Annotated in this window: 15 protein-coding genes; 1 reads left to right on the top strand and 14 read right to left on the bottom strand. The window is 67.0% G+C overall.

What is annotated here, in order from left to right; all coding sequences use genetic code 11:
- Positions 1-174: 174 nt before the first annotated feature.
- Positions 175-1110 carry a glycosyltransferase family 2 protein gene (locus HV681_RS11750; RefSeq protein WP_175123228.1) on the top strand — a complete coding sequence of 312 codons (936 nt, stop codon included), beginning with the start codon at positions 175-177 and terminating at the stop codon, positions 1108-1110.
- A gap of 27 nt (positions 1111-1137) precedes the next feature.
- On the opposite strand, the gene HV681_RS11745 is transcribed toward HV681_RS11750, so the two are convergent.
- The 14 genes from HV681_RS11745 to HV681_RS11680 all read right to left on the bottom strand — a co-directional run bounded on the left by HV681_RS11745 (position 1138) and on the right by HV681_RS11680 (position 18481).
- Positions 1138-1875, bottom strand: coding sequence for an ABC transporter ATP-binding protein (locus HV681_RS11745; protein WP_175123227.1), 738 nt, complete (start codon positions 1873-1875; stop codon positions 1138-1140).
- On the bottom strand, positions 1872-3668 hold the full coding sequence (locus HV681_RS11740) for a branched-chain amino acid ABC transporter ATP-binding protein/permease (RefSeq protein WP_175123226.1): 1797 nt from the start codon (positions 3666-3668) through the stop codon (positions 1872-1874). Before HV681_RS11740 ends, HV681_RS11745 begins: the two co-directional genes overlap by 4 nt.
- Positions 3665-4705: a branched-chain amino acid ABC transporter permease gene (locus HV681_RS11735; protein ID WP_175123225.1), complete on the bottom strand. Its 1041-nt coding sequence runs from the start codon at positions 4703-4705 to the stop codon at positions 3665-3667. The genes HV681_RS11740 and HV681_RS11735 overlap by 4 nt, the downstream gene beginning before the upstream one ends.
- A 175-nt stretch (positions 4706-4880) precedes the next feature.
- Positions 4881-6032, bottom strand: a complete 1152-nt coding sequence (locus HV681_RS11730; RefSeq protein ID WP_175123224.1) for an ABC transporter substrate-binding protein — start codon at positions 6030-6032, stop codon at positions 4881-4883.
- Positions 6033-6198: 166 nt separating this feature from the next.
- Entirely contained in the window at positions 6199-6927 is a 729-nt protein-coding gene (locus HV681_RS11725) for an SDR family NAD(P)-dependent oxidoreductase (protein WP_175123223.1), read from the bottom strand.
- Between the two features lie 37 nt (positions 6928-6964).
- Entirely contained in the window at positions 6965-7750 is a 786-nt protein-coding gene (locus HV681_RS11720; protein ID WP_152383539.1) for a cyclase family protein, read from the bottom strand.
- Positions 7751-7799: 49 nt separating this feature from the next.
- The gene (locus HV681_RS11715) at positions 7800-9047 is read right to left on the bottom strand and encodes an SDR family NAD(P)-dependent oxidoreductase (RefSeq protein WP_175123222.1); all 1248 of its coding nucleotides are present in this window, start codon (positions 9045-9047) and stop codon (positions 7800-7802) included.
- Positions 9044-10213 (bottom strand): thiolase family protein, encoded by a 1170-nt coding sequence (locus HV681_RS11710; protein ID WP_175123221.1) that lies wholly within the window; start codon positions 10211-10213, stop codon positions 9044-9046. Before HV681_RS11710 ends, HV681_RS11715 begins: the two co-directional genes overlap by 4 nt.
- A complete protein-coding gene (locus tag HV681_RS11705; RefSeq protein ID WP_175123220.1) occupies positions 10210-11850 on the bottom strand; it encodes an AMP-binding protein in 1641 nt (546 codons plus the stop codon). The genes HV681_RS11710 and HV681_RS11705 overlap by 4 nt, the downstream gene beginning before the upstream one ends.
- Before the next feature lie 9 nt (positions 11851-11859).
- A complete protein-coding gene (locus tag HV681_RS11700) occupies positions 11860-12351 on the bottom strand; it encodes an aromatic-ring-hydroxylating dioxygenase subunit beta (protein ID WP_175123219.1) in 492 nt (163 codons plus the stop codon).
- Entirely contained in the window at positions 12348-13667 is a 1320-nt protein-coding gene (locus HV681_RS11695) for an aromatic ring-hydroxylating dioxygenase subunit alpha (protein ID WP_175123218.1), read from the bottom strand. Before HV681_RS11695 ends, HV681_RS11700 begins: the two co-directional genes overlap by 4 nt.
- A gap of 19 nt (positions 13668-13686) precedes the next feature.
- On the bottom strand, positions 13687-14664 hold the full coding sequence (locus HV681_RS11690; protein ID WP_175123217.1) for a PDR/VanB family oxidoreductase: 978 nt from the start codon (positions 14662-14664) through the stop codon (positions 13687-13689).
- 27 nt (positions 14665-14691) lie between these two features.
- The gene (locus tag HV681_RS11685; RefSeq protein ID WP_175123216.1) at positions 14692-16236 is read right to left on the bottom strand and encodes an indolepyruvate oxidoreductase subunit beta family protein; all 1545 of its coding nucleotides are present in this window, start codon (positions 16234-16236) and stop codon (positions 14692-14694) included.
- Between the two features lie 13 nt (positions 16237-16249).
- The gene (locus HV681_RS11680) at positions 16250-18481 is read right to left on the bottom strand and encodes a ferredoxin family protein (protein ID WP_175123215.1); all 2232 of its coding nucleotides are present in this window, start codon (positions 18479-18481) and stop codon (positions 16250-16252) included.
- Between the last annotated feature and the right edge of the window lie 295 nt (positions 18482-18776).

Below are 18776 nucleotides of genomic sequence, written 5' to 3'. Positions count from 1 at the left end.
CCAACGTCCGGCGCCGCGCACGGCATCAAAAAAAACCGCACGGTTTGTCAGATTTGATTGCAAATTCCAAAGCCGTGGAATCGGTTCCCCGAGGCATATCCCCTACACTTCAGGCGAAATCATAAGAACCAAGACCGCAGCGGTTTCTGGAAGATCGCAAGGGGCACAGCAGGCATGACCGATACACCGATTTTTTTCACCGTTCTGACGCCGACCTACAACCGGGCAGGAACCCTGCACCGCGTCTACGAATCGCTCTGCCAGCAGACTTTCCGGGATTTTGAATGGGTGGTGGTGGACGACGGCTCCACCGACAACACGCACGAGTCCATCCTGCATTGGCAATCGCTGGCGGATTTTCCGATCCGCTATGTCTGGCAGAACAATCAGCACAAGAAGACCGCCTTCAATCGTGGCGTGCGCGAGGCGCGCGGCCAGATGATCGTGGGCCTGGATAGCGACGACGAAATGCCGCCGGACGCGCTGGCCATTTTCCATGAGGCCTGGAACGCGATTCCGCCCGCACGCCGCGACTCGTATTTCGCCATTACCGGGCTGTGCGCGCGGCCCGACGGCACCATCGTCGGCGACCGTTATCCGCAGGACGTGTTCGACAGCACCGCCGTCGACGTGTATTTCCGCTACCGCATCAAGGGCGAGAAATTCGGCTGTATGCGCACGGACATCCTGCGCAAGTACCCGTTTCCCGAGGACGTGGCGGGATTCGTGCCCGAAAGCCTGGTGTGGTGGGCGGTCGCGCGTGCGGGCTATCTCAGCCGCTTCATCAACCGCGTGGTGCGCACCTATCACGACACGCCCGGTGGCCTGAGCCAGGGCGCGGTGTCCGTCAGCAACAACGCCCAGGGCCTGTACCTGCTGGCCTGGGACATGTTGCAGCATCACCTGGAATTCTTCCGCTACCGCCCGCGCGAATTCATGATGGCGGCGGCGCGCTACACGCGTTTTCGCCTGCACCTGAAGCATTCCGGCGTGCCGACGGCCGTGCAGGCCTACCGGCTGACCCATCCGGTCGCGACGTTTCTCGTGGCCGTCATGTACCCGCTGGGGTATGCGCTGTACCGCCGCGATCGGCGTCGCGGCGTGGCCTGACCCAGCCTGCCGACCCGGTAGCCTGCGTCACGCAGGCGCGCCGTGCCCCAGTCCCAGATAGACCTCCACGACGCGCGGATCCTGCGCCACCTCGGCCGCCGGACCTTCCAGCGTGACCGTTCCGGTTTCCAGCACATAGGCGTAATCGGCCACCTGCAGCGCGGCGCGCGCGTTCTGTTCGATCAGGAGGATGGACACGCCCATCTCGCGCAGCCGCGCGACGATGCGGAACACTTCGCGCACGATGCGCGGCGCCAGCCCCAAGCTGGGTTCGTCCAGCATCAGCAGGCGAGGTTTGGCCATCAGCGCGCGGCCCACGGCCAGCATCTGGCGCTCGCCGCCGGATAGCGTGCCGGCCAATTGCGCGCGCCGTTCCTGCAGCCGGGGAAACAGTTCAAAGACCTCGGCCAGCGTCTGGTCCTGGTCGCGCAGGCCACGGCGATAGCGGTCGAAGGCGCCCAGCATGAGGTTGTCCTCGACCGTCATTTCCGAGAAAAGCTCGCGCTTTTCGGGCACCAGATTCATGCCCGCGGCGACCATTTCCTCGATTTCGGCGTGTTCCTGCGCCTTGCCGCCGAAGGTGATGCCGCCCTGTGACGGCAGCACGCCCATGATGGCCGACAGCAGCGTGGTCTTGCCCGCGCCGTTGGGACCGATCACGGTCACGATCTGGCCTTCGCCCACTTCCAGGCTGACGCCGGAGACCGCCTCGACCTTGTCGTAGGCCACGCGCAGGTCGCGCACTTGCAGCAGTTTCGCGCTCATTCTTCCACTCCGCCCAGATACGCTTCAAGCACCGCGGGATTCTGCTGGATCTCTGCCGGCAGGCCTTCGGCGATCTTTTCGCCGAAGTCCATGACCACCACGCGATCCACCAGCCCCATCACGAAATCCATGTCGTGTTCGACAAGCAGGATGGCCATGCCTTCGGCGCGCAGGCGCTTGAGCAGCTCGGCCAGCTCGCATTTCTCTTGATAGCGCAGGCCGGCCGCGGGTTCGTCCAGCAGCAGGATGCACGGGTCGGACGCCAGCGCGCGCGCGATCTCCAGAATGCGCTGCTGACCCAGCGCCAGCGAGCCCGCCTCGTCATGCAGATGCTTGCCCAGCCCCACGCGTTCGACCTGACGCGCGGCTTCGGCCAGCAGGCGCGCCTCTTCGGGCCGGTCCAGCCGCCAGGCGGCCGGCAGCACGCCGCGATGCCCGCGCAGGTGCGCGCCGATGGCCACGTTTTCCAGCACGCTCATGCGGCCCAGCAGCCGCACGTGCTGGAACGTGCGCGACAGGCCCAGGCGCGCAATCTTGCGCGCGCCCGCGCCGGCCACCGGCTGGCCCAGCAGCGTTACCTGTCCCGACGTCGGCGTGTCCACGCCCGAGATCTGATTGAACATCGTGCTCTTGCCCGCGCCATTCGGGCCGATCAGCGCCAGCACTTCGCCCGCGCGGATCTCCAGGTTCATGGCGTTGTTGGCCACCAGGCCGCCGAACTTGCGCGTCACGTCCACGGCTTTCAGCACCACCTCGCCGCGCGGCGGCATGGTGCGCCGGGGCAGCGGTTCGGTCGTCATGTCGACATGGCGCGGCTTGCGCTTGACTGGCACCCAGCGCGTCAGCACCGGCCACAGGCCGCTGCGGGCGCGGTGCAGCAGCAGCACCATGCCGAAGCCGAAGACGATCACCTCGAAGTTGCCGGTCTGGCCCAGCACCTTTGGCAGCAGGTCCTGCAGCCATTGCTTGAGCACCGTGAAGACGCCCGCGCCGACCAGCGCGCCCCACACCTGTCCGGCGCCGCCGATGACGGTCATGAACAGGTATTCGATGCCCATCTGCAGGCCGAAGGGGTTGGGGTTCACGAAGCGCTGCATGTGCGCGTACAGCCAGCCCGACGCGCAGGCCTGCAGCGCCGCGATGACGAAGATCACCATGCGCGAGCGCGCCGTGTCCACGCCCATGGATTCGGCCATTACGCGCCCGCCCTTGAGCGCGCGGATGGCGCGGCCTTCGCGCGAGTCCAGCAGGTTCTGCGTAGACCACACGGCGACCAGCAGGAAAGCCCAGATCAGGTAGTAGATGTTGCCGCCCTGGTTGAGCGTCCAGCCGAACAGGCTGATGGCCGGAATGTCCGGGATGCCGGTGTGGCCGCCCAGCCCTTCGACCGAGCCGAAGACGAAGTACAGCGACAGGCCCCACGCGATGGTGCCCAGCGGCAGGAAGTGGCCGGACAGCTTCAGCGTGATCGCGCCCAGCAGGTAGGCCAGCGCCAGCGTCAGCGCCAGGCCGGCCAGCAGCGTGAGCCAGGGCGACGCGCCCAGCCAGCCGAGCCACGACGGCAGCGTGTCCGCGCGGGTGGTGAGCAGCGCCGTCGTATAGGCGCCCACGCCCACGAAGGCGGCCTGGCCGAAGCTGGTCAGGCCGCCGACGCCGGTCAGCAGCACCAGCCCCAGCGCGACCAGCGCATACAGGCCGATGTAGTTCAGCAAGGTCACGTAAAACGGCGGCAGCACCAGGGGGCCGAGCGCCAGCAGGGCCAGGAAGGCGAGGAGGATGTGGCGCGGGGTCATTCGTCTTCTTCCTCGACGTGATGGCTGTTGAGTGAACGCCAGAGCAGCACGGGGATGATCAGCGTGAACACGATGATTTCCTTGTAGGCGCTGGCCCAGAACGACGAGAAGGCTTCGATCAGCCCGACCAGCACGGCGCCCGCCGCCGCCAGCGGATAGCTCACCAGCCCGCCGATGATGGCGCCGACGAAGCCTTTCAGGCTGACCATGAAGCCCGAATCGAAATACATGGTGGTGATGGGTGCGATCAGGATGCCCGACACGGTGCCGATCAACGCGGCCAGAAAGAACGTGGCCTTGCCCGCGAACACGGGCGAGATGCCCATCAGGCGCGCGCCGATGCGGTTGAACGCCGCGGCGCGCAGCGCCTTGCCGTACATCGAGCGTTCAAAGAACTGGTACAGCACGACGATCAGCACCACCGACACCGCCACCACCCACAGCGCCTGGCTGTTCACGTTGACCGGGCCGAGCGTCATGCTGGCGTCGCTGAAGGGCGCCGTGCGCGCGCCTTCCGCGCCAAACGCCAGCAGGCCCAGGCCGACCAGCGCCAGGTGGACTGCGATGGATACGATCAGCAGCACCAGCGTCGAGGCCGACGCGATCGGCTGATAGAACAGGCGATAGAGCTGCGGACCCATCGGCACCAGCAACAGCAACGTCAGCAGCGCCTGCAACGCCATCGGCAGTTGCGCGAGCGGCAGGCGGTACAGCAGCAGCGCCAGCGCCAGCGGATAGATCACCTTGGCGGCCATGCGCCAGTGGGTGCGGCCGCGCGCGGGGCGCTTGCGGCGCGCCATCAGATCGGCGATGACCTCGGCCAGCGCGAACGCGAGCAGCAGCCACACCAGCAGGATGGGCTTGCCGGCCTGCATGGCGGCCATGGTGAGCGCGCCAAAGGCGACGAACTCGCCCTGCGGGATGAACAGGACGCGGGTGACGGTGAAGACGAGCAGGATGGACAACGCCAAGAGCGCGTAGATGGCGCCGTTGGTGATGCCGTCCTGCCCGAGTATCAAGGCAATCTGAGCATTCATGCGAAATTCCGGGTGATACAGAGAAGCACGCCAGGCACCCCCGCTCACATGCGGCGCGGGCGTCGCCAGCAAGCAGGCGCTGCGCGTCCCATCGGGATGCCGCGGATCCGGGCTCCGCCGGTCCGCTGGCATGCCCCCTGGGGGGAAGCGCGCAGCGCCTCGGGGGGAACCCCTCCTACTTGACCAGGGTCCAGTTGCCGTCCTTGACGGTGATGAGTTCGCGGCCGCGTTCGTCAAAGCCGCTGTGGTCGGCGGCGCTCATGTTGTAGACGCCTTGCGTGCCCACCAGCTCCTTGGTCTGTTCCAGCGCGTCGCGCAGGGCGCTGCGGAACTCCTTGGTGCCCGGCTTGCCGGCCTTCTCGGCGATCGGCACGGCCTTTTCCAGCAGCAGGCCGGCGTCATAGACGTTGGCGCCGAAGGTGGCGGGCTTGGAGCCGTTGAGCTTTTCGTAGGCGGCGATGTACTCGGTGGCCACCTTCTTGGACGGGTTGCTGTCCGGCATTTCCGGCAGCACCAGCATCAGGCTGGCGGCCAGCACCGTGCCTTCGACCTTCTTGCCGCCCAGCTTCAGGAAGTCGGGCAGCGCGGCGCCGTGGGTCTGGTAGAACTTGCCCTTGTAGCCCTGATCGAACAGCGTCGTCTGCGGCAGCACGCTGGCAGCGCCGGGGGCGGCGACCAGCACGGCGTCGGGCTTGGCGGCCAGGATCTTCAGCGCCTGGCCGGTGACCGAGCTGTCAAAGCGCAGGTAGCGTTCGTTGGCGGCGATCTTGATGCCCTTTTCCGCGGCCAGGCCCGAGAACACCTTGTACCAATTCTCGCCATAGGGATCGTTCAGGCCGATGAAGCCGACCGTCTTGATGCCGGTCTTGGCCATGTGGTCCACCAGCGCGCGCGCGATGATGTCGTCGTTCTGCGTCGTCTTGAACACCCACTTCTTCTGGTCGTTCATCGGCAGCACCACCGCGGCGGTGCCCACCGGCGCCAGCATCGGCACGCCGGCCTCGGCCGCGAACTGGATCACGCCCATGGCATTGGGCGAGCCCGACGGCCCGATCAGCGCATCCACGTTCTGCTCCGAGATCAGCTTCTTGAAGGCCGTGACCGAGTTCGTGGAATCGCTGGCGTCGTCCAGCGAGATGTATTCCACGGTCAGGTCGCCGATCTTCTTGGGCAGCAGCGGCACCGTGTTCTTCTGCGGAATCCCGACCAGCGCGGTGGGGCCGGTGGACGAGGTGACCACGCCGACCTTGACTTGGGCCAGGGCGGGCAGGGCGAACAGGGTGGCGATGGCGGCGGCAGCGGCCAGGGGGAGTTTCTTCGACAGCATGGCAAAACCTCCGGGGTAGGGAGCAGAGTGGGAGTGCGGCTGGAAAGCGGAGAAAACGGGAACTGCGGGAATACTTGTTGCTTAAACTTTCTTACGTTCAAGGATCAGCACTGTAGACCCGGGTCCCGGTGCTTACCTATCCGTCAAAACCCGAAGCGCGGGGCGGTCAGATGGTGATGGAGCTGACGCTGGCGCCGCCGCAGACGAACAGCGTCTGGCCGGTGACGAAGCTGTTGGCGGGATCCGCGAAGAACATGACGGCGCGCGCCACGTCGTCCGAACGGCCCAGGCGCTTGACCGGAATGCCCTCGGCAAGCTGGCGTTCGCGTTCGCTGCCGGCCTCGATCACCTCGTAGAACATGTCGGTCTGGATCGGGCCGGGCGCCACCACGTTGACGGTGATGCCGTATGGCGCCAGTTCCAGCGACCAGGTGCGGGCCATGCCCACCATGCCGGCCTTGGTGGCCGAATAGGCGGTGCGCGTGGGCAGGCCCAGCGCGCCGCGCGACGACATCATCACGATGCGGCCGAACTTGCGTTCCTGCATGCCCGGCAGGGCGGCCTGCACCAGGCTGATGGCGGCGCCCAGATGGATCTGCGTCAGACCATGGAGCTCTTCCTGCGTGACCTGCGGCAGCAGATTCGGCCAGATCACGCCGGCGTTGTGGATAACGTGGCTGATCGGAAATTGGGCGGCGGCTTCGGCGCCCGCCTGCGCGGTCGCGGTGGCGTCCAGCAGGTCGACCTGCACGTTGTGCAGGCGCGGATGCGAGAAGTCCGCGGCGCGGCGCGCCATCGAGATCACCTCGTAGCCCGCGTCCAGCATGCTGCGGCAGATTTCCGCCCCGATGCCGGCGCTGCCGCCGGTCACGATGGCCACATGGGTTTGCGTCATGGTTCCCCCTTGATTTATTGGTATGGTCCGGCCGCGATCAGGCCGTGGGCGCCAGCGCCAGCACGCGCAGCGGACTGCCCGAGCCGCTGCGGATCTTGAGCGGCGCCGAGAAGATCACCGCGCCGGTGGCCGGTAGCTGGTCCAGGTTGGTCAGGCACTGCAGGCCGTAGCGGTTGTTGCCGTGCATGTAGTAGTGGCAGGGGTAGGGCGGATCCAGGTGCTGGGCTTGTCCCGCATCCGTGCCTACCGACTCGGTGCCGAACCCGTGCACGTCGCGCTCCTTGATGAGCCAGGGCACGACCTCGGCATCCGGCCCGGGAGAATGCGCGCCGTCGGCCTGCATGTTCAGGTAGTCGGCGGGCTTGGCGCGCTTGGACCAGTCGGTGCGCATCAGCACCCACGACCTTGCGGGGATGCGGCCGTGCTGTTCTTCCCATTTCTTGACGAAGTCGATGGTCAGCAAAAAGTCCGGATTGCCGGCCGCTTCGGCGGAACAGTCGATCACGCAGGCGCTGGCGATGAAGGCGTCGATGGGAATCGTATCCACCGTGTTGTCGGGCTGGTCCTTGCCCGTGACCCAGTGCGCGGGGGCGTCGAAGTGCGTTCCGGTGTGTTCCGAACACGAGAAGTTGTTCCAGTACCAGGCCGGCCCGCGCTCGTCGTAGCGCGAAATCTCCTCGATCCGGAACGGCCACGCCTGGCCGAATTCCGGCGGCAGCACGATGGTGGGAAACTCCGGCGTCAGCGTCTCGGTCAGGTCCACCAGGCGGATGCGGCCGGAGACCAGCTCGGTCATGAATTGGGCAAGAATGGGTTGACTCACGGTGCTCTCCTGTTGGTGCTTGTTGGGGGACGACGCGCGGGGCAGGCGGTCAGCCGCCCGCGCCCAGCTCCCGTTCCAGTCCCTTCGGGTTCTCGGCCAGCCGCGCGCGGAATTCCTGCGCAACGTCGCCCACGTACACGTCTTCGATACCGTCCTTCAGGGCGCGCACAATCGCGGCGGCGATCGCAGCCGGCGCCACGCGCGGCGGCGGCGTGCGTTGCTCCCATTCGTGATCAACCGGGCCGGGAAACACGTTCACCACCCGCACGCCCGCGCCACGCATTTCGGCGCGCAGGCATTGCGCCAGCGATAGCGCGGCGGCCTTGGACGCGGACCACATGCCGCGCGATGGCAGGTTCATGTGCGCGTAGATTGACAGTACGTTGACCCACGCGGCGGCGTTGTTCACGCCGTCGGCGGCGCGGCCGCACAGCGCGGGGCCGAAGCTCTGCGCCAGCCGCATCAGGCCCAGTACGTTGACGTCCATCGCGTCGCGCGCGGTGTTCACGTCCTTGCGGCTAAGCAGTCCGCCTTCGCGCTCCAGGTCCGCCGTGTTCACCAGGATCTCGACTTTGCCGCCAATCGACGCGGCCACACGCTCGACGGAATCGGTGTCGGTCACGTCCAGCGTCACCGCCTGCACGCGCGGATCGGCCGCCAGCGCGTCAAACGCGGCGTCACGCTTCCAGGCCTGCGGATCGCCCAGAAAGATCATCGGGCTTCCCGCATCCAGCAGCGCGCGCGCCACAGCCTGACCGACGGCCGACTTGCCGTCGGTGACCAGCACGCGGCGGAATTTCGGATCGCACGAGGTCTCGCGCAGTGTCTTGTCGTCTTCCATGTTCGGCGTATTCCTTTCGGGCAGGGCAATCATCACGGCCTGGCCGCTGCGGTCCAGTTTCAACGCGAGGCGTACGCGGCCGCCGTCGGCGCAGTCCTGGTGGACGTGCGCCACGACGGACGGACCGGCGTCCATCCGCACCGTGCCCACGCGCCAGGGCAGGCGTTCGCGGAAATACAGGTCGTTGCTGTGATGCAGCGTGGTGCTGACCAGCAGCACGCCGTTCGGATCGGCGGGCCGCCACGGCAGGTGTTCCGACAGGCAATGGCCGCAGACTTCGCGCGGCGGGTACTGCACCGTGCCGCACTCGGCGCAGGTCTGCAGATCGAAGCGCCCTTCGGCGGCGGCAGCGGTCAGCCCCAGCGCGCTGCGGCTGCGCGAGCCCGGCGGCAGCGTGGGCTGCCGGGTGCGCGCGACGGGATTCTTGCGAGGCGGCTTGGCCAGCGGCTCGGTCATGCGTCGCTCCTTGCCAGAATCGCCGCGGCCGTGCACAGCCCGCGGTCGTAATTGATCATGCCGAAGCCGCTCACCATGCCCAGCTTCGCATCGCTGACCTGCGTGCCGCCGGCCGTGCCGGTCAACTGGCGCAGCGCCTCGACCATGCCCAGATAGCCGCCGGCCGCGCCGGCCTGGCCGACCGACAACTGGCCGCCATTGGTGTTGAACGGAAAGCTGCCGTCCACGGTAAAGGTGTTGTCCCGCACGAATTGCGGCGCGGCGCCTTTTTGGCAGAAACCCAGGTCTTCCATCTGCATCAGGTTGATGACGGGATAGTCGTCGTAGGCCTGCAGGAAATCCATGTCGGCCGGCGCGGCGTTGGCTTGCCCGTACAGCTCGTCCACGTCCATGGTCCAGCCTCCCCGCGTCTGGATCGGATCGTCGATCCAGGCGTTGTGGCGCTCGATGGTCGACAGGATGCGCGCGTAAGGCAGCTTCAGCGCGCGGGCGCGGTCCTCGCTCATGACCAGGAATGCGTCGGCCCCGGCGCACGGCATGACGCAGTCGAACAGGTGGATCGGCTCGGTGATGACGCGCGCGTCCAGATACTGCGCCAGCGTCAGCGGCTTTTTCATCAGCGCGTGCGGATAGCGCAGGGCGTTGTCGCGCTGGGCCACGCAGAGCTTGCCGAAGTCTTCGCGCGTGGCGCCCGTCTCGCGCATGTAGTTGGCGGTCAGCAGGGCAAAGCTGGCGTTCGGGCCGCCCGCGCCGTACGGGTAGACGGCGTCCTGCGCAAAGCGCGAGAACTGGCTGACCGTGTTGCGGAACGAGTCCACGTGGTTCGTGTCGCCGGCCAGGCAGGCCACGACGTTGGCATCGCCCGCCTGCACGGCGCGCGCCGCACGGCGCAGCGCGGCCACGCCGCTCGCGCCGCCCATCGGAATGTGATCGAGCCAGCGCGGCGTCATGCCCAGATGCTGGACCAGACCGACCGCGGTGTCGGGCGCGAGCGTGAAGCTGGACACGCACAGGCCATCGACGTCGGTCTTGGCCAACCCGGACTGCCGGATCAGCGCGCCCAGTGCGCGGCCCAGCCACCAGTGCGCGGCGTGCGTGGAATAGCGTTCGTACGGAATCGTGACGGGCAGGGCCGCCACCACGCCGTCGTAGCCCAGGCGGCTCATCGGTGGGCCCCTTCGGCCGGACGCTTCTTCAGATGGCAGGTGTCCACGCAGCGCGCCGTGCCCGGCAGGCCGGGCGCCAGCGCCTTCATTTCGCCGCGCTGGATCTTGTTGGTGGTGGTGAGCGGCAGGCTGTCCACGAACGCGACATAGCCGGGTGCCTTGTAATACGCCAGCTGCGACAGCGACCATTGCACGATGCTGCGCGCGGCCTCGGCCATCGCATCCGCGTCGGCGGGTGCGGCCTCGGGCACCACGCACGCCAGCACTTCGTCGCCGCGCACCGGGTCCGGCACGGCGGCCACCGCCACGGCCTTGACCAGCGGATGCTGCATCAGCACGCTTTCCACTTCCACGGCCGAGATGTTCTCGCCGCTGCGGCGGATCACGTTCTTCTTGCGGTCCACGAAGCGCAGCGCGCCGTCGGCCTCGCGGCGCACGATGTCGCCGGTGTGGAACCAGCCGCCTTCCCAGGCTTCGTTGGTGGCGGCCTCGTCCTTCAGGTAGCCGGCAAAAAAGCCATAGCGCGGATCTTCCCCGGCATGGCGCACCAGCAGTTCGCCCGGCTCGCCAATGGCGGCCGGTTCACCCGCGTCGGTCACAATGCGCACTTCCACGTCATCTTCCTCGCTGCCGAAGCTGCTGGTGCCGACGTGGCGCGGTTCCTGATTGGCGATGATGACGGCGCCCGCGCCGGTCTCGGTCATGGCCCAGGCTTCCAGCAGCGGAAAGCCGAACCGCGCCTCGAAGGGCGCATGCAGCTTGCGGTCCACGCCCGCGCCGAAGCCGAAGCGGATGGCGGGCTGCAGATCCTGCGGGGTGGGCTCGGCCTTCATCAGAATGGCGGGCATGACGCCCAGATAGTGCAGCACGGTGGCGCGCGATTCGCGCACGCTGCCCCACCACGAGCGGGGGTGGAAGCGGTCCAGCGGAATCAGGCAGCCGCCCGTCAGCACCATCGCCATGGCGGAATACGCCATGGCGTTCATGTGCACCAGCGGCAGCGGCGTCAGCATGCGTTCCTGTCCCGGCCGCAACGCCGCAAGCCCGCCAATGCGTGCATACCAGCCGCCCGCGTGCAGGAAATAGCGGTTGGGCAGGATGCAGCCTTTCGGCCGGCCTGTTGTGCCGGACGTGTAGAGCAGCGCGCACTCGGTCAGTTCCGACAGCGCCGTGCCTTGCAATGGCGCCGGGAACGGCGCGGCGGGCGGCGCATCGTCCGGGCCCATCACGCGCAACTCGCGGCCCGCGCGTTGCGCGGCGGCCAGCAGGTCCGCGTGGCGGCCGGGCAGGGCGACCGCCAACGCGATCTCGGAGTGGCCAGCCAGGTATTCCAGTTCGGCGGCGCGCAGGTCCGGGTTGATCGGCACAACCGACACCCCCAGCGCGTTCAGCGCGAACCAGTGCAGGAAGAAGGCGGGCCGGTTCTCCAGCAGCAGCCCCGCGCGGTGTCCATGGCCGTAGCCGGCGTCGGCATACGCGGCGCGTAGCGTCTCGATGGCGTCGGCGGCTGCGGCGTAGGTCAGTTCCCCCGCAGCGATGCCATAGGCCTCGGCGGTTTCGGGCAGGATGCACAGGAACGGATGGCCGCCGTGGCGGGACGCGGTGTCGGCAAATGCCTGGTGGACGGTGGCGGTCACGGTCCGCTCCTACATGAACAGTTGGATGTTGCCGAACGCAGCGTCGCAGTTGACGAGGTCCACGCGCTTGAGCCGGATGCGCAGCGCGCCTTCCTGCTCCACCAGGTGATGCGTCGCCCAGCCTGCATACAGCGTCTGCGCGTCCTGCCGCGTCTCGACGTAATGGAAGGCGGTGCGCACGACGTGACGCCCCTCGGATGGCGCGGCCTCCGGGTGGTCATGTTCGACCGTGGGCGCCTGCAGCAGATGATGGCAGCGGCTCTTGGGCTGCTGCGAAAACGTGCGCTGGCCCGCCAGCCGCTCCACACGCACGCGCAGCAGCAGCTTGTCTTCATACATCAGCGACGCATGCAGCTTCGCATCGGTCTGGCCGTGCGCCAGCGGCATCCAGTAGTAGCCGTCCTCGGTGTACAGGTCCAGCCAGTCCTCAAAGCGCAGCTCATCCAGCAGGCGCGCCTCGGCGTAGACAAAATCGATCAACTCGCGGTCGCTTGCGCTCATACCGACTCCGGTCCGGTCATGTAGCGGCCCCATGCGCGATATTGGTTGCGCATCTGCCATTCGTTGGTGCCATTGGTGACGACGTTCTTCTGGTCCGCTTCGCCGGGCGCGTAGAGCCGCCCCACGTTCACCCAGTCCCGCGCACGCGAATGCAGGCCGTCCTGCGCGCGTTCGTACATTTCGAGGTCGTCGTGGCCGACCACGGACGTCGGCGCATTGATGAGCCGGTTGTACATGAGGGTGCGTTCCAGCAGCAGGTCCGGCGCGCCCACCAGGCGGAAGGTCCAGGACTCCACCAGCGTACGGTCGGCGGCAATCGGCTTGAAGATCCGCAGCGTCTGGATCGGACCCTTGACCATGATGTTGGGGAAGTAGACGGTGTTGTGGCGCACGTCGCCCAGGATCTGCTTGGCGCGATCCTCGCCGTAGGCTTGCACCATCGACTCCCAGTAGCCCGGAATGCCGGAGTACGACGCGTGGATCGAGTCCGACACGCCGGTATGTCCGTGGCCGTTTTCCCAGACGCGGATCCCCATGTTCTCGAAGAACTCGTACGGCGAGATGAACGGCGCGAACAGTTCCACCGCCATCGGCTTGGGCGTGCCCTCGGGCGCCTGTTCCCAGACCTTGACGGCCGTGCCCGCCGACGATTCGTGCGCGACCATTGGATGGCAGGTGTCGGTCTGGTTGTCGACCAGCATCTTCCAGTTGCAGCGGTGCATGTAGCGCAGCACGCCGCCCGCGACTTCCAGGCGGCCTTCCGGCGACCGGTCCACCATGTTGTCCAGCGTGGACAGCGAGTCGCCGAAGAATTCCTCGAACGACTGGCCCTCGGGATTCAAGCGGCAGAACACGAAGCCGCGATGGTTGCGCACGTCTTTGACGGCGGCCATGCCCTGGCTGGCTTCGCAATTTTCCAGGCCGGTGTTCTCGTAGCCCTTTTTCAGCGGGATCGACAGCAGGCTGCCGTCGGTCTTGAAGGTCCAGGCGTGATAAGGACAGCGAAAGAACTTGCCCGTGTTGCCGCAGGCCTCGCCCGCGACCATGGTGCCCTTGTGCGGGCAGCGGTTGTGCAGCACGCGCACCGTCTTGTCGCTGTGGCGCACCATCACCACGGGCTGGTTGCCGACGGTGGTGGTGATGTAGTCGCCGGCGTTGGGCACCTGGCTGTCGTGGCCGACGAAGACCCAGGTGTTGGCGTACAGGCGCTCCATTTCCAGGTCGAACAGTTCCTGGTCGATGAAGAGGTCCTTGTGCACCTCGGTGTCGCGGAGCAGCGCGCGGATGGCGTCGGGATTGTCGCGGTATTTGGCCATGATGGCTTCCTCGTCGGGCTTACAGGTCCAGCACCAGGCGCGCGGACTTTGCGCGCGAGATGCAGATCTGGATGATCTTGCCGCTGGCCTTCTCGGTATCGGACAGGTAGTAGTCGCGGTGATCGGGCTCGCCTTCCAGCACGGTGGCCTGGCAGACGCCGCATTCGCCGCGCTTGCAGTCGTACATCGGGTCGCAGCCTTCGTCTTCCATGACCTCGACGATGGTCTTGTCGGCGGGGATCGTCAGCACGCGGCCGGACTGGCGCAGCTCGACCTCGAAGGCCTGGTCGCCGGCCTGCGCGGCGGCCGTGGTGAAGAGTTCGAAATGGATGTGGGCGTCGGGCCAGTGGCGCGCGTGCGCGCCCTGGATGACGGCGTCGATCAGGCCCTTCGGGCCACAGACATACAGGTGCTGGCGCGGGTTGGACGCGGCAAGCAGCGCCTGCAGATCGAACCGGCAGGACGGATCGTCGTCGGCGTGCAGCGTCAGGTCGCCGCCCGCCAGCGCCTGCAGTTCAGGCAGGAACGCAAGCTGGTCCTTGCTGCGGCCGCAGTAGTGCAGATGGAAGGCGCGGCCGGCTGACTTGAGCGCGGCGGCCATGGACGCGATGGGCGTGATGCCGATGCCGCCTGCGATCAGCACGACCGGCTCATCGCCCGCGGGGGATTCATGCAGCGGAAAGTCGTTCTTGGGGCCTTCCACGGTCAGGACGTCGCCCTCGGCCAGCGCGTGCATGTGGCGCGATCCGCCCTGACTGGGGTCTTCCAGCCGCACGCCCAGGCGATATTCCGCCGGCTCGGCAAAGCGGCCGGCTTCGGGCGCCAACTGCACCAGCGAATAGCAGCGCGGATCGCGCAGGCCCGGCACCGTCACCTTCAGGTGCGCACCGGGGCCAAACGCGGGCAGCGTGCCGCCGTCCTCGCGCGCCAGCCGGAACGAGCGGATCAGCGGTGATTCCTGCCGGACTTCCCGGACGATCAGTTTGAGTGTCTGCACGATGTCTGTCTCTTTCTGGTGTCGGCCTCAGGCGGCCAGTTTTTCCGCGATCTGGCGTTCCATGGGCTCGCACTTCACGTTGGCGAGCGCGGTGTCGCGCAACGCGCGCAGCGCGTCGGCGGCATCGGGGCGGCCAACCAGCTGCTCGGCGGCCGCGATGAGCTGCCGGTATTTGCCGCCGCCGCGCACATGGGTGTCGCTGTAGCCCTTGACCAGGCGGCGGCAGTTGACGGTTTCGACGGCCAATGCGTAGTCGCGCGGGGCCAGCCGCGCCACCAGCGCCAGCCACGATTCCAGCGATTCGGTTTCGATCTGATGGCGCAGCGTGCTGCGACGGAACCGCCGCATGCCGGCCAGTGTGTACAGCATCAGGAATCCGCCCAGCGTGCCGCTGCGCAGGCGGCGGCCCTTGCCGAGCCGGCGTTCGACGAAGCCGCCGAAGGCCTTGGAGTTTTCCAGCCAGCGGCCCAGCCGCACCGGCAACGTGCCGCAGATTTCTTCCAGCCGGGGATGCATGAATTCGGTCGTGTCGACGAGCTGGCCGGCGCGCGCGCCGACTTCCGTGCGCACGCGGTCAAAGCGCGTGCCGCGGGTCTTCAGGTCCGCCACGCGGATCACGTCGTCGTAGGCCATGGCGGTGGCCACGTAACGCGCCGCGGCGCAGGTCAGCGCCCATTGGTGCGCGTCGCCGCCGTGCTGCGCATCCAGGTCGCGGATGGCCTTCAGGCGGCGCAAGTAGTCTTCGGCGTAGGGCAGATCCTGGAATTCGATCTGGCGGCGCACGCCGGCGGTCAGCATGGGCTGGGCACAGGCGGGGAAATCGCGCCGGATGGCGTCCAGCAAGGCCTGCGCGCGCGGGCTGGCGGCGCGCTCGGGTACGTCCGGAACGGGGCGCGTCAGGTCGATGGGGGCAGGCTGCCCGGGCGCCGAGTTGGCCGACTCGAAACCCAGCGCAAAGGCGCGCAGGCTGGCGTCCACGCCCAGGCCCGCGCGGCGCACGGTGGCCTCGAAGTCGTCACGGGTGAAGGGCAGGGCGCCGCTGCCGGCCACCGCGCCAAACAGGCTGGCGCTGATGACGCTGCCGGCGCGGTCGGCCAGGTCCTGCAGATCAAAACACAGGAAACGCTGGGCCGCCGTGCGGCCCGCTTCCAGCACCTTGTTGGGATCGGCGATGCCGTTGCCGGGCGCGGACTTCTCGCTGACCGCAAAACTGCGGTGCGACGACGCGATCAGGACCGTGCGGTCCGGCGTCACGAGGCCGCGCTGGATGGCCCGGCCGCCTTCCATCAGTTCGGCCGCCACCACCAGGTCCACGTCGCCTGGCGTGGGCATCAGCGCCAGCGCGGGTTGGCGGCCGGCGCGCTGCACATCGGCCTCGGGCAGCAGTTCCAGGTAGTAGATCGTGGCGCCGGTGCGCTGCGCCACGCCGGGCACCGAGGTGGTTTGCGCCCACCAGCCGGCGTGCTCGGCCATGTCGACGATCCAGTCGGCCAGCACGCCGCCGCCCTGGCCGCCCATGGCCAGGATCGCGATCTTGATGGGGTTGCCTTGCTGCATCGCCGCCGCGTTCATGTTGCTGGGTTCCTCAAAGCGCGCTTTGCGCCAGACGCGCCGCGCGGCGCCGTTGCAGGAAGCCGATCACCGCGCCGCGCATGCGCGCCAGGAAGCGGTCGGCGCCGGTCGGGTTGTGGATGATGTCGGCTCGGTAGAACGACGGACACAGCACGGCCGCGTGCGCGACCTCGCCACAGTTGCCGCAGCCCACGCAGCTGCTTTCCACGTGCGCAACCGGGTCTTCCTTGAGCGGATCGCCGCTGTCCTTGACCGTCAATGACGGACACCCGGACAGCCGGATACAGGCGTGATCGCCGGTACAGACATCCGGATCCACGCCAAAGCGTTCCTTCACGACCCGCTTGCCTTCCTTGACCGCCTTGTTGAACAGGGGTTTGACGCGCCGCTGCTTGTTCAGCATGCATTCGGACTGCGCGATGATGACCTTCGGGCCCTTGATGTCGGTGGTCAGCGCTTCTTCGATGGTGGCGCGCACCTTGGCCACGTCGTAAGTGCGGTCCAGCGTGCGGACCCACTTCACGCCCACGCCGCGCACGGCCTGGTCGATCGGGTTGTTGGTCGAGCGATCGGGGTTGTCGGCGCGCGAGGACAGGATGTCCTGTCCGCCGGTGGCCGACGCGTAGAAGTTGTCCACGATGACGATGACGCCGTCGTACTTGTTGAACACCGCGTTGCCAATGCCCGACGCCAGCCCGTTATGCCAGAAGCCGCCGTCGCCCATGATCGAGATGGGCCGCTTGGCGGCCGGCACGTTGAAGGCGGCCGCGCTGGAAGCGCCCAGGCCGTAGCCCATCGTCGTGGCGCCCAGGTTGAAGGGTGGCAGGATGGAAAAGAGATGGCAGCCGATGTCGCACGAAATGTGGTGCTGGCCCAGCGTTTCCTGCGCCAGCGTCAGCGCGGAAAAGATGGGCCGCTCCGGACAGCCCGTACAGAAGCCCGCGGGCCGCGGCGGCACAACGGCCGCCAGGCCTTCGACGTGCTTGTGGAAGGTGATGGGCTGCTCGGCGGGACGGGCGGGCTTGGGCCGCGAGACCTCGGTGATGGTGAGCTGGGGCTCGGGCTGCACTTCTGCCTGCGCATCCACCGCTACCGCCGGATGCGTCTGCAGCGATTCCGGCCGGTTGCGCCTGAGGAATTCGCGCAGGCCATCGCGCATGACCTGGGTCGTGTATTCGCCTGCCATCGGCAGGACGTCCTTGCCGGACAACTGCGTGCTCACACCGGCCCGGCGCAGCACCGCGTGCAGGTTCTGCTCGATGTAGTCCGGCTGGCCTTCTTCCAGCAGCAGCACGGCGCGCTTGCCGCGGCAGAAGTCGATGACCTCGTCCTCGATGACGGGGTAGGTCACGTTCATCACGTACAGCGGGATGCGGCTGTTGCCGAAGTTGTCGGCCAGGCCCAAGAGCTGCAGCGCGCGGATGACGCCGTTGTACAGACCGCCCTGCAGGATCAGGCCGATGTCGTCCTGGTCGCCGTCAAAGTGCTCGTTGAGCTGGTTTTCCTTGATGTAGCGGATGGCGGCCGGCCAGCGCTCCTTGATCTTTTCCTGCTCGTGCAGGAACGAGGCCGGGGGCAGCACGATGCGGCTGGTGTCGCGCGCCGGGCTTTCCAGCGCCTCGGCCAGGCTGAACGCCGGGCGCTTGTTTTCCTTGGCGATGAAGCGGCCATGCACATGACAGCCGCGGATGCGCAGTTGCAGCATCACGGGCGTCTTGCTGGCTTCCGACAGCGCAAAGCCGTCTTCCACCGCCTTGACCATGCTTTCCAGGTTAGGGCGCGGGTCCAGCAGCCAGATCTGCGACTTCATGGCGAACGCGTGCGAGCGTTCCTGCATGATCGACGAGCCTTCGCCGTAGTCTTCGCCCACGATGACGAGCGCACCGCCGGTGACGCCACCCGAGGCCAGGTTGGCCAGCGCGTCGGAGGCGACGTTGGTGCCCACCGTGGATTTCCACGTCACGGCGCCACGGATGGGGTACATGACGGAGGCGGCCAGCGTGGCTGCGGCGGTGGCTTCCGAGGCGCTCGCCTCGAAGTGCACGCCCAGTTCCTGCAGGATGTCGTTGGCGTCGGCCAGCACGTCCATCAGATGCGAGATCGGCGAGCCCTGATAGCCGGCCACGTAACCCACGCCGGATTGCAGCAGCGCCTTCGTGACGGCAAGAATCCCTTCGCCGCGAAATTCCTCGCCCGCGCCGATGCGCAGTTGCTGGACTTCTTTCTTGAAAGACCTTTCCGCCATCTTGGATCCCTTTCGCGGACCCCGTCGGGATCCTTAATCCGTGCTGCCGTGCAGCATCGTCTTGCCACGAAAACATCGCCTGAAAAATACTTTAGGAGTCAACGTTTTAGCTGTCAATAAAAAAGATGAAATTTCATGGAAATTAAAAAATATCACGCAAAAACAAGGGTGTATATACTGGTTGTTCTCTAGGTTTTTGACGGATTGAGGGCGCTGCAATGGTGCAAAAACGGGTTGCGATTTGGGGTATACCCTGTGCTGCGCAACAGCATTGCGGTACATCATGGCGCACGGC

It is taken from the genome of Achromobacter animicus (assembly GCF_902859585.1).
GTDB lineage: Bacteria > Pseudomonadota > Gammaproteobacteria > Burkholderiales > Burkholderiaceae_B > Achromobacter > Achromobacter animicus.
Note: the sequence above shows the minus strand (reverse complement) of the source record. Positions and strands in the feature narration are given on the sequence as shown.

Excerpts from the sequence above, each read along its gene's own strand:
- HV681_RS11715 (WP_175123222.1), bottom strand. The coding sequence starts at position 9,047 with ATGACCGAGCCGCTGGCCAAGCCGCCTCGCAAGAATCCCGTCGCGCGC.
- HV681_RS11695 (WP_175123218.1), bottom strand. The coding sequence starts at position 13,667 with ATGGCCAAATACCGCGACAATCCCGACGCCATCCGCGCGCTGCTCCGC.
- HV681_RS11750 (WP_175123228.1), top strand. The coding sequence starts at position 175 with ATGACCGATACACCGATTTTTTTCACCGTTCTGACGCCGACCTACAAC.
- HV681_RS11740 (WP_175123226.1), bottom strand. The coding sequence starts at position 3,668 with ATGACCCCGCGCCACATCCTCCTCGCCTTCCTGGCCCTGCTGGCGCTC.
- HV681_RS11725 (WP_175123223.1), bottom strand. The coding sequence starts at position 6,927 with ATGACGCAAACCCATGTGGCCATCGTGACCGGCGGCAGCGCCGGCATC.
- HV681_RS11735 (WP_175123225.1), bottom strand. The coding sequence starts at position 4,705 with ATGAATGCTCAGATTGCCTTGATACTCGGGCAGGACGGCATCACCAAC.
- HV681_RS11745 (WP_175123227.1), bottom strand. The coding sequence starts at position 1,875 with ATGAGCGCGAAACTGCTGCAAGTGCGCGACCTGCGCGTGGCCTACGAC.
- HV681_RS11730 (WP_175123224.1), bottom strand. The coding sequence starts at position 6,032 with ATGCTGTCGAAGAAACTCCCCCTGGCCGCTGCCGCCGCCATCGCCACC.
- HV681_RS11700 (WP_175123219.1), bottom strand. The coding sequence starts at position 12,351 with ATGAGCGCAAGCGACCGCGAGTTGATCGATTTTGTCTACGCCGAGGCG.
- HV681_RS11685 (WP_175123216.1), bottom strand. The coding sequence starts at position 16,236 with ATGAACGCGGCGGCGATGCAGCAAGGCAACCCCATCAAGATCGCGATC.
- HV681_RS11680 (WP_175123215.1), bottom strand. The coding sequence starts at position 18,481 with ATGGCGGAAAGGTCTTTCAAGAAAGAAGTCCAGCAACTGCGCATCGGC.
- HV681_RS11710 (WP_175123221.1), bottom strand. The coding sequence starts at position 10,213 with ATGAGCCGCCTGGGCTACGACGGCGTGGTGGCGGCCCTGCCCGTCACG.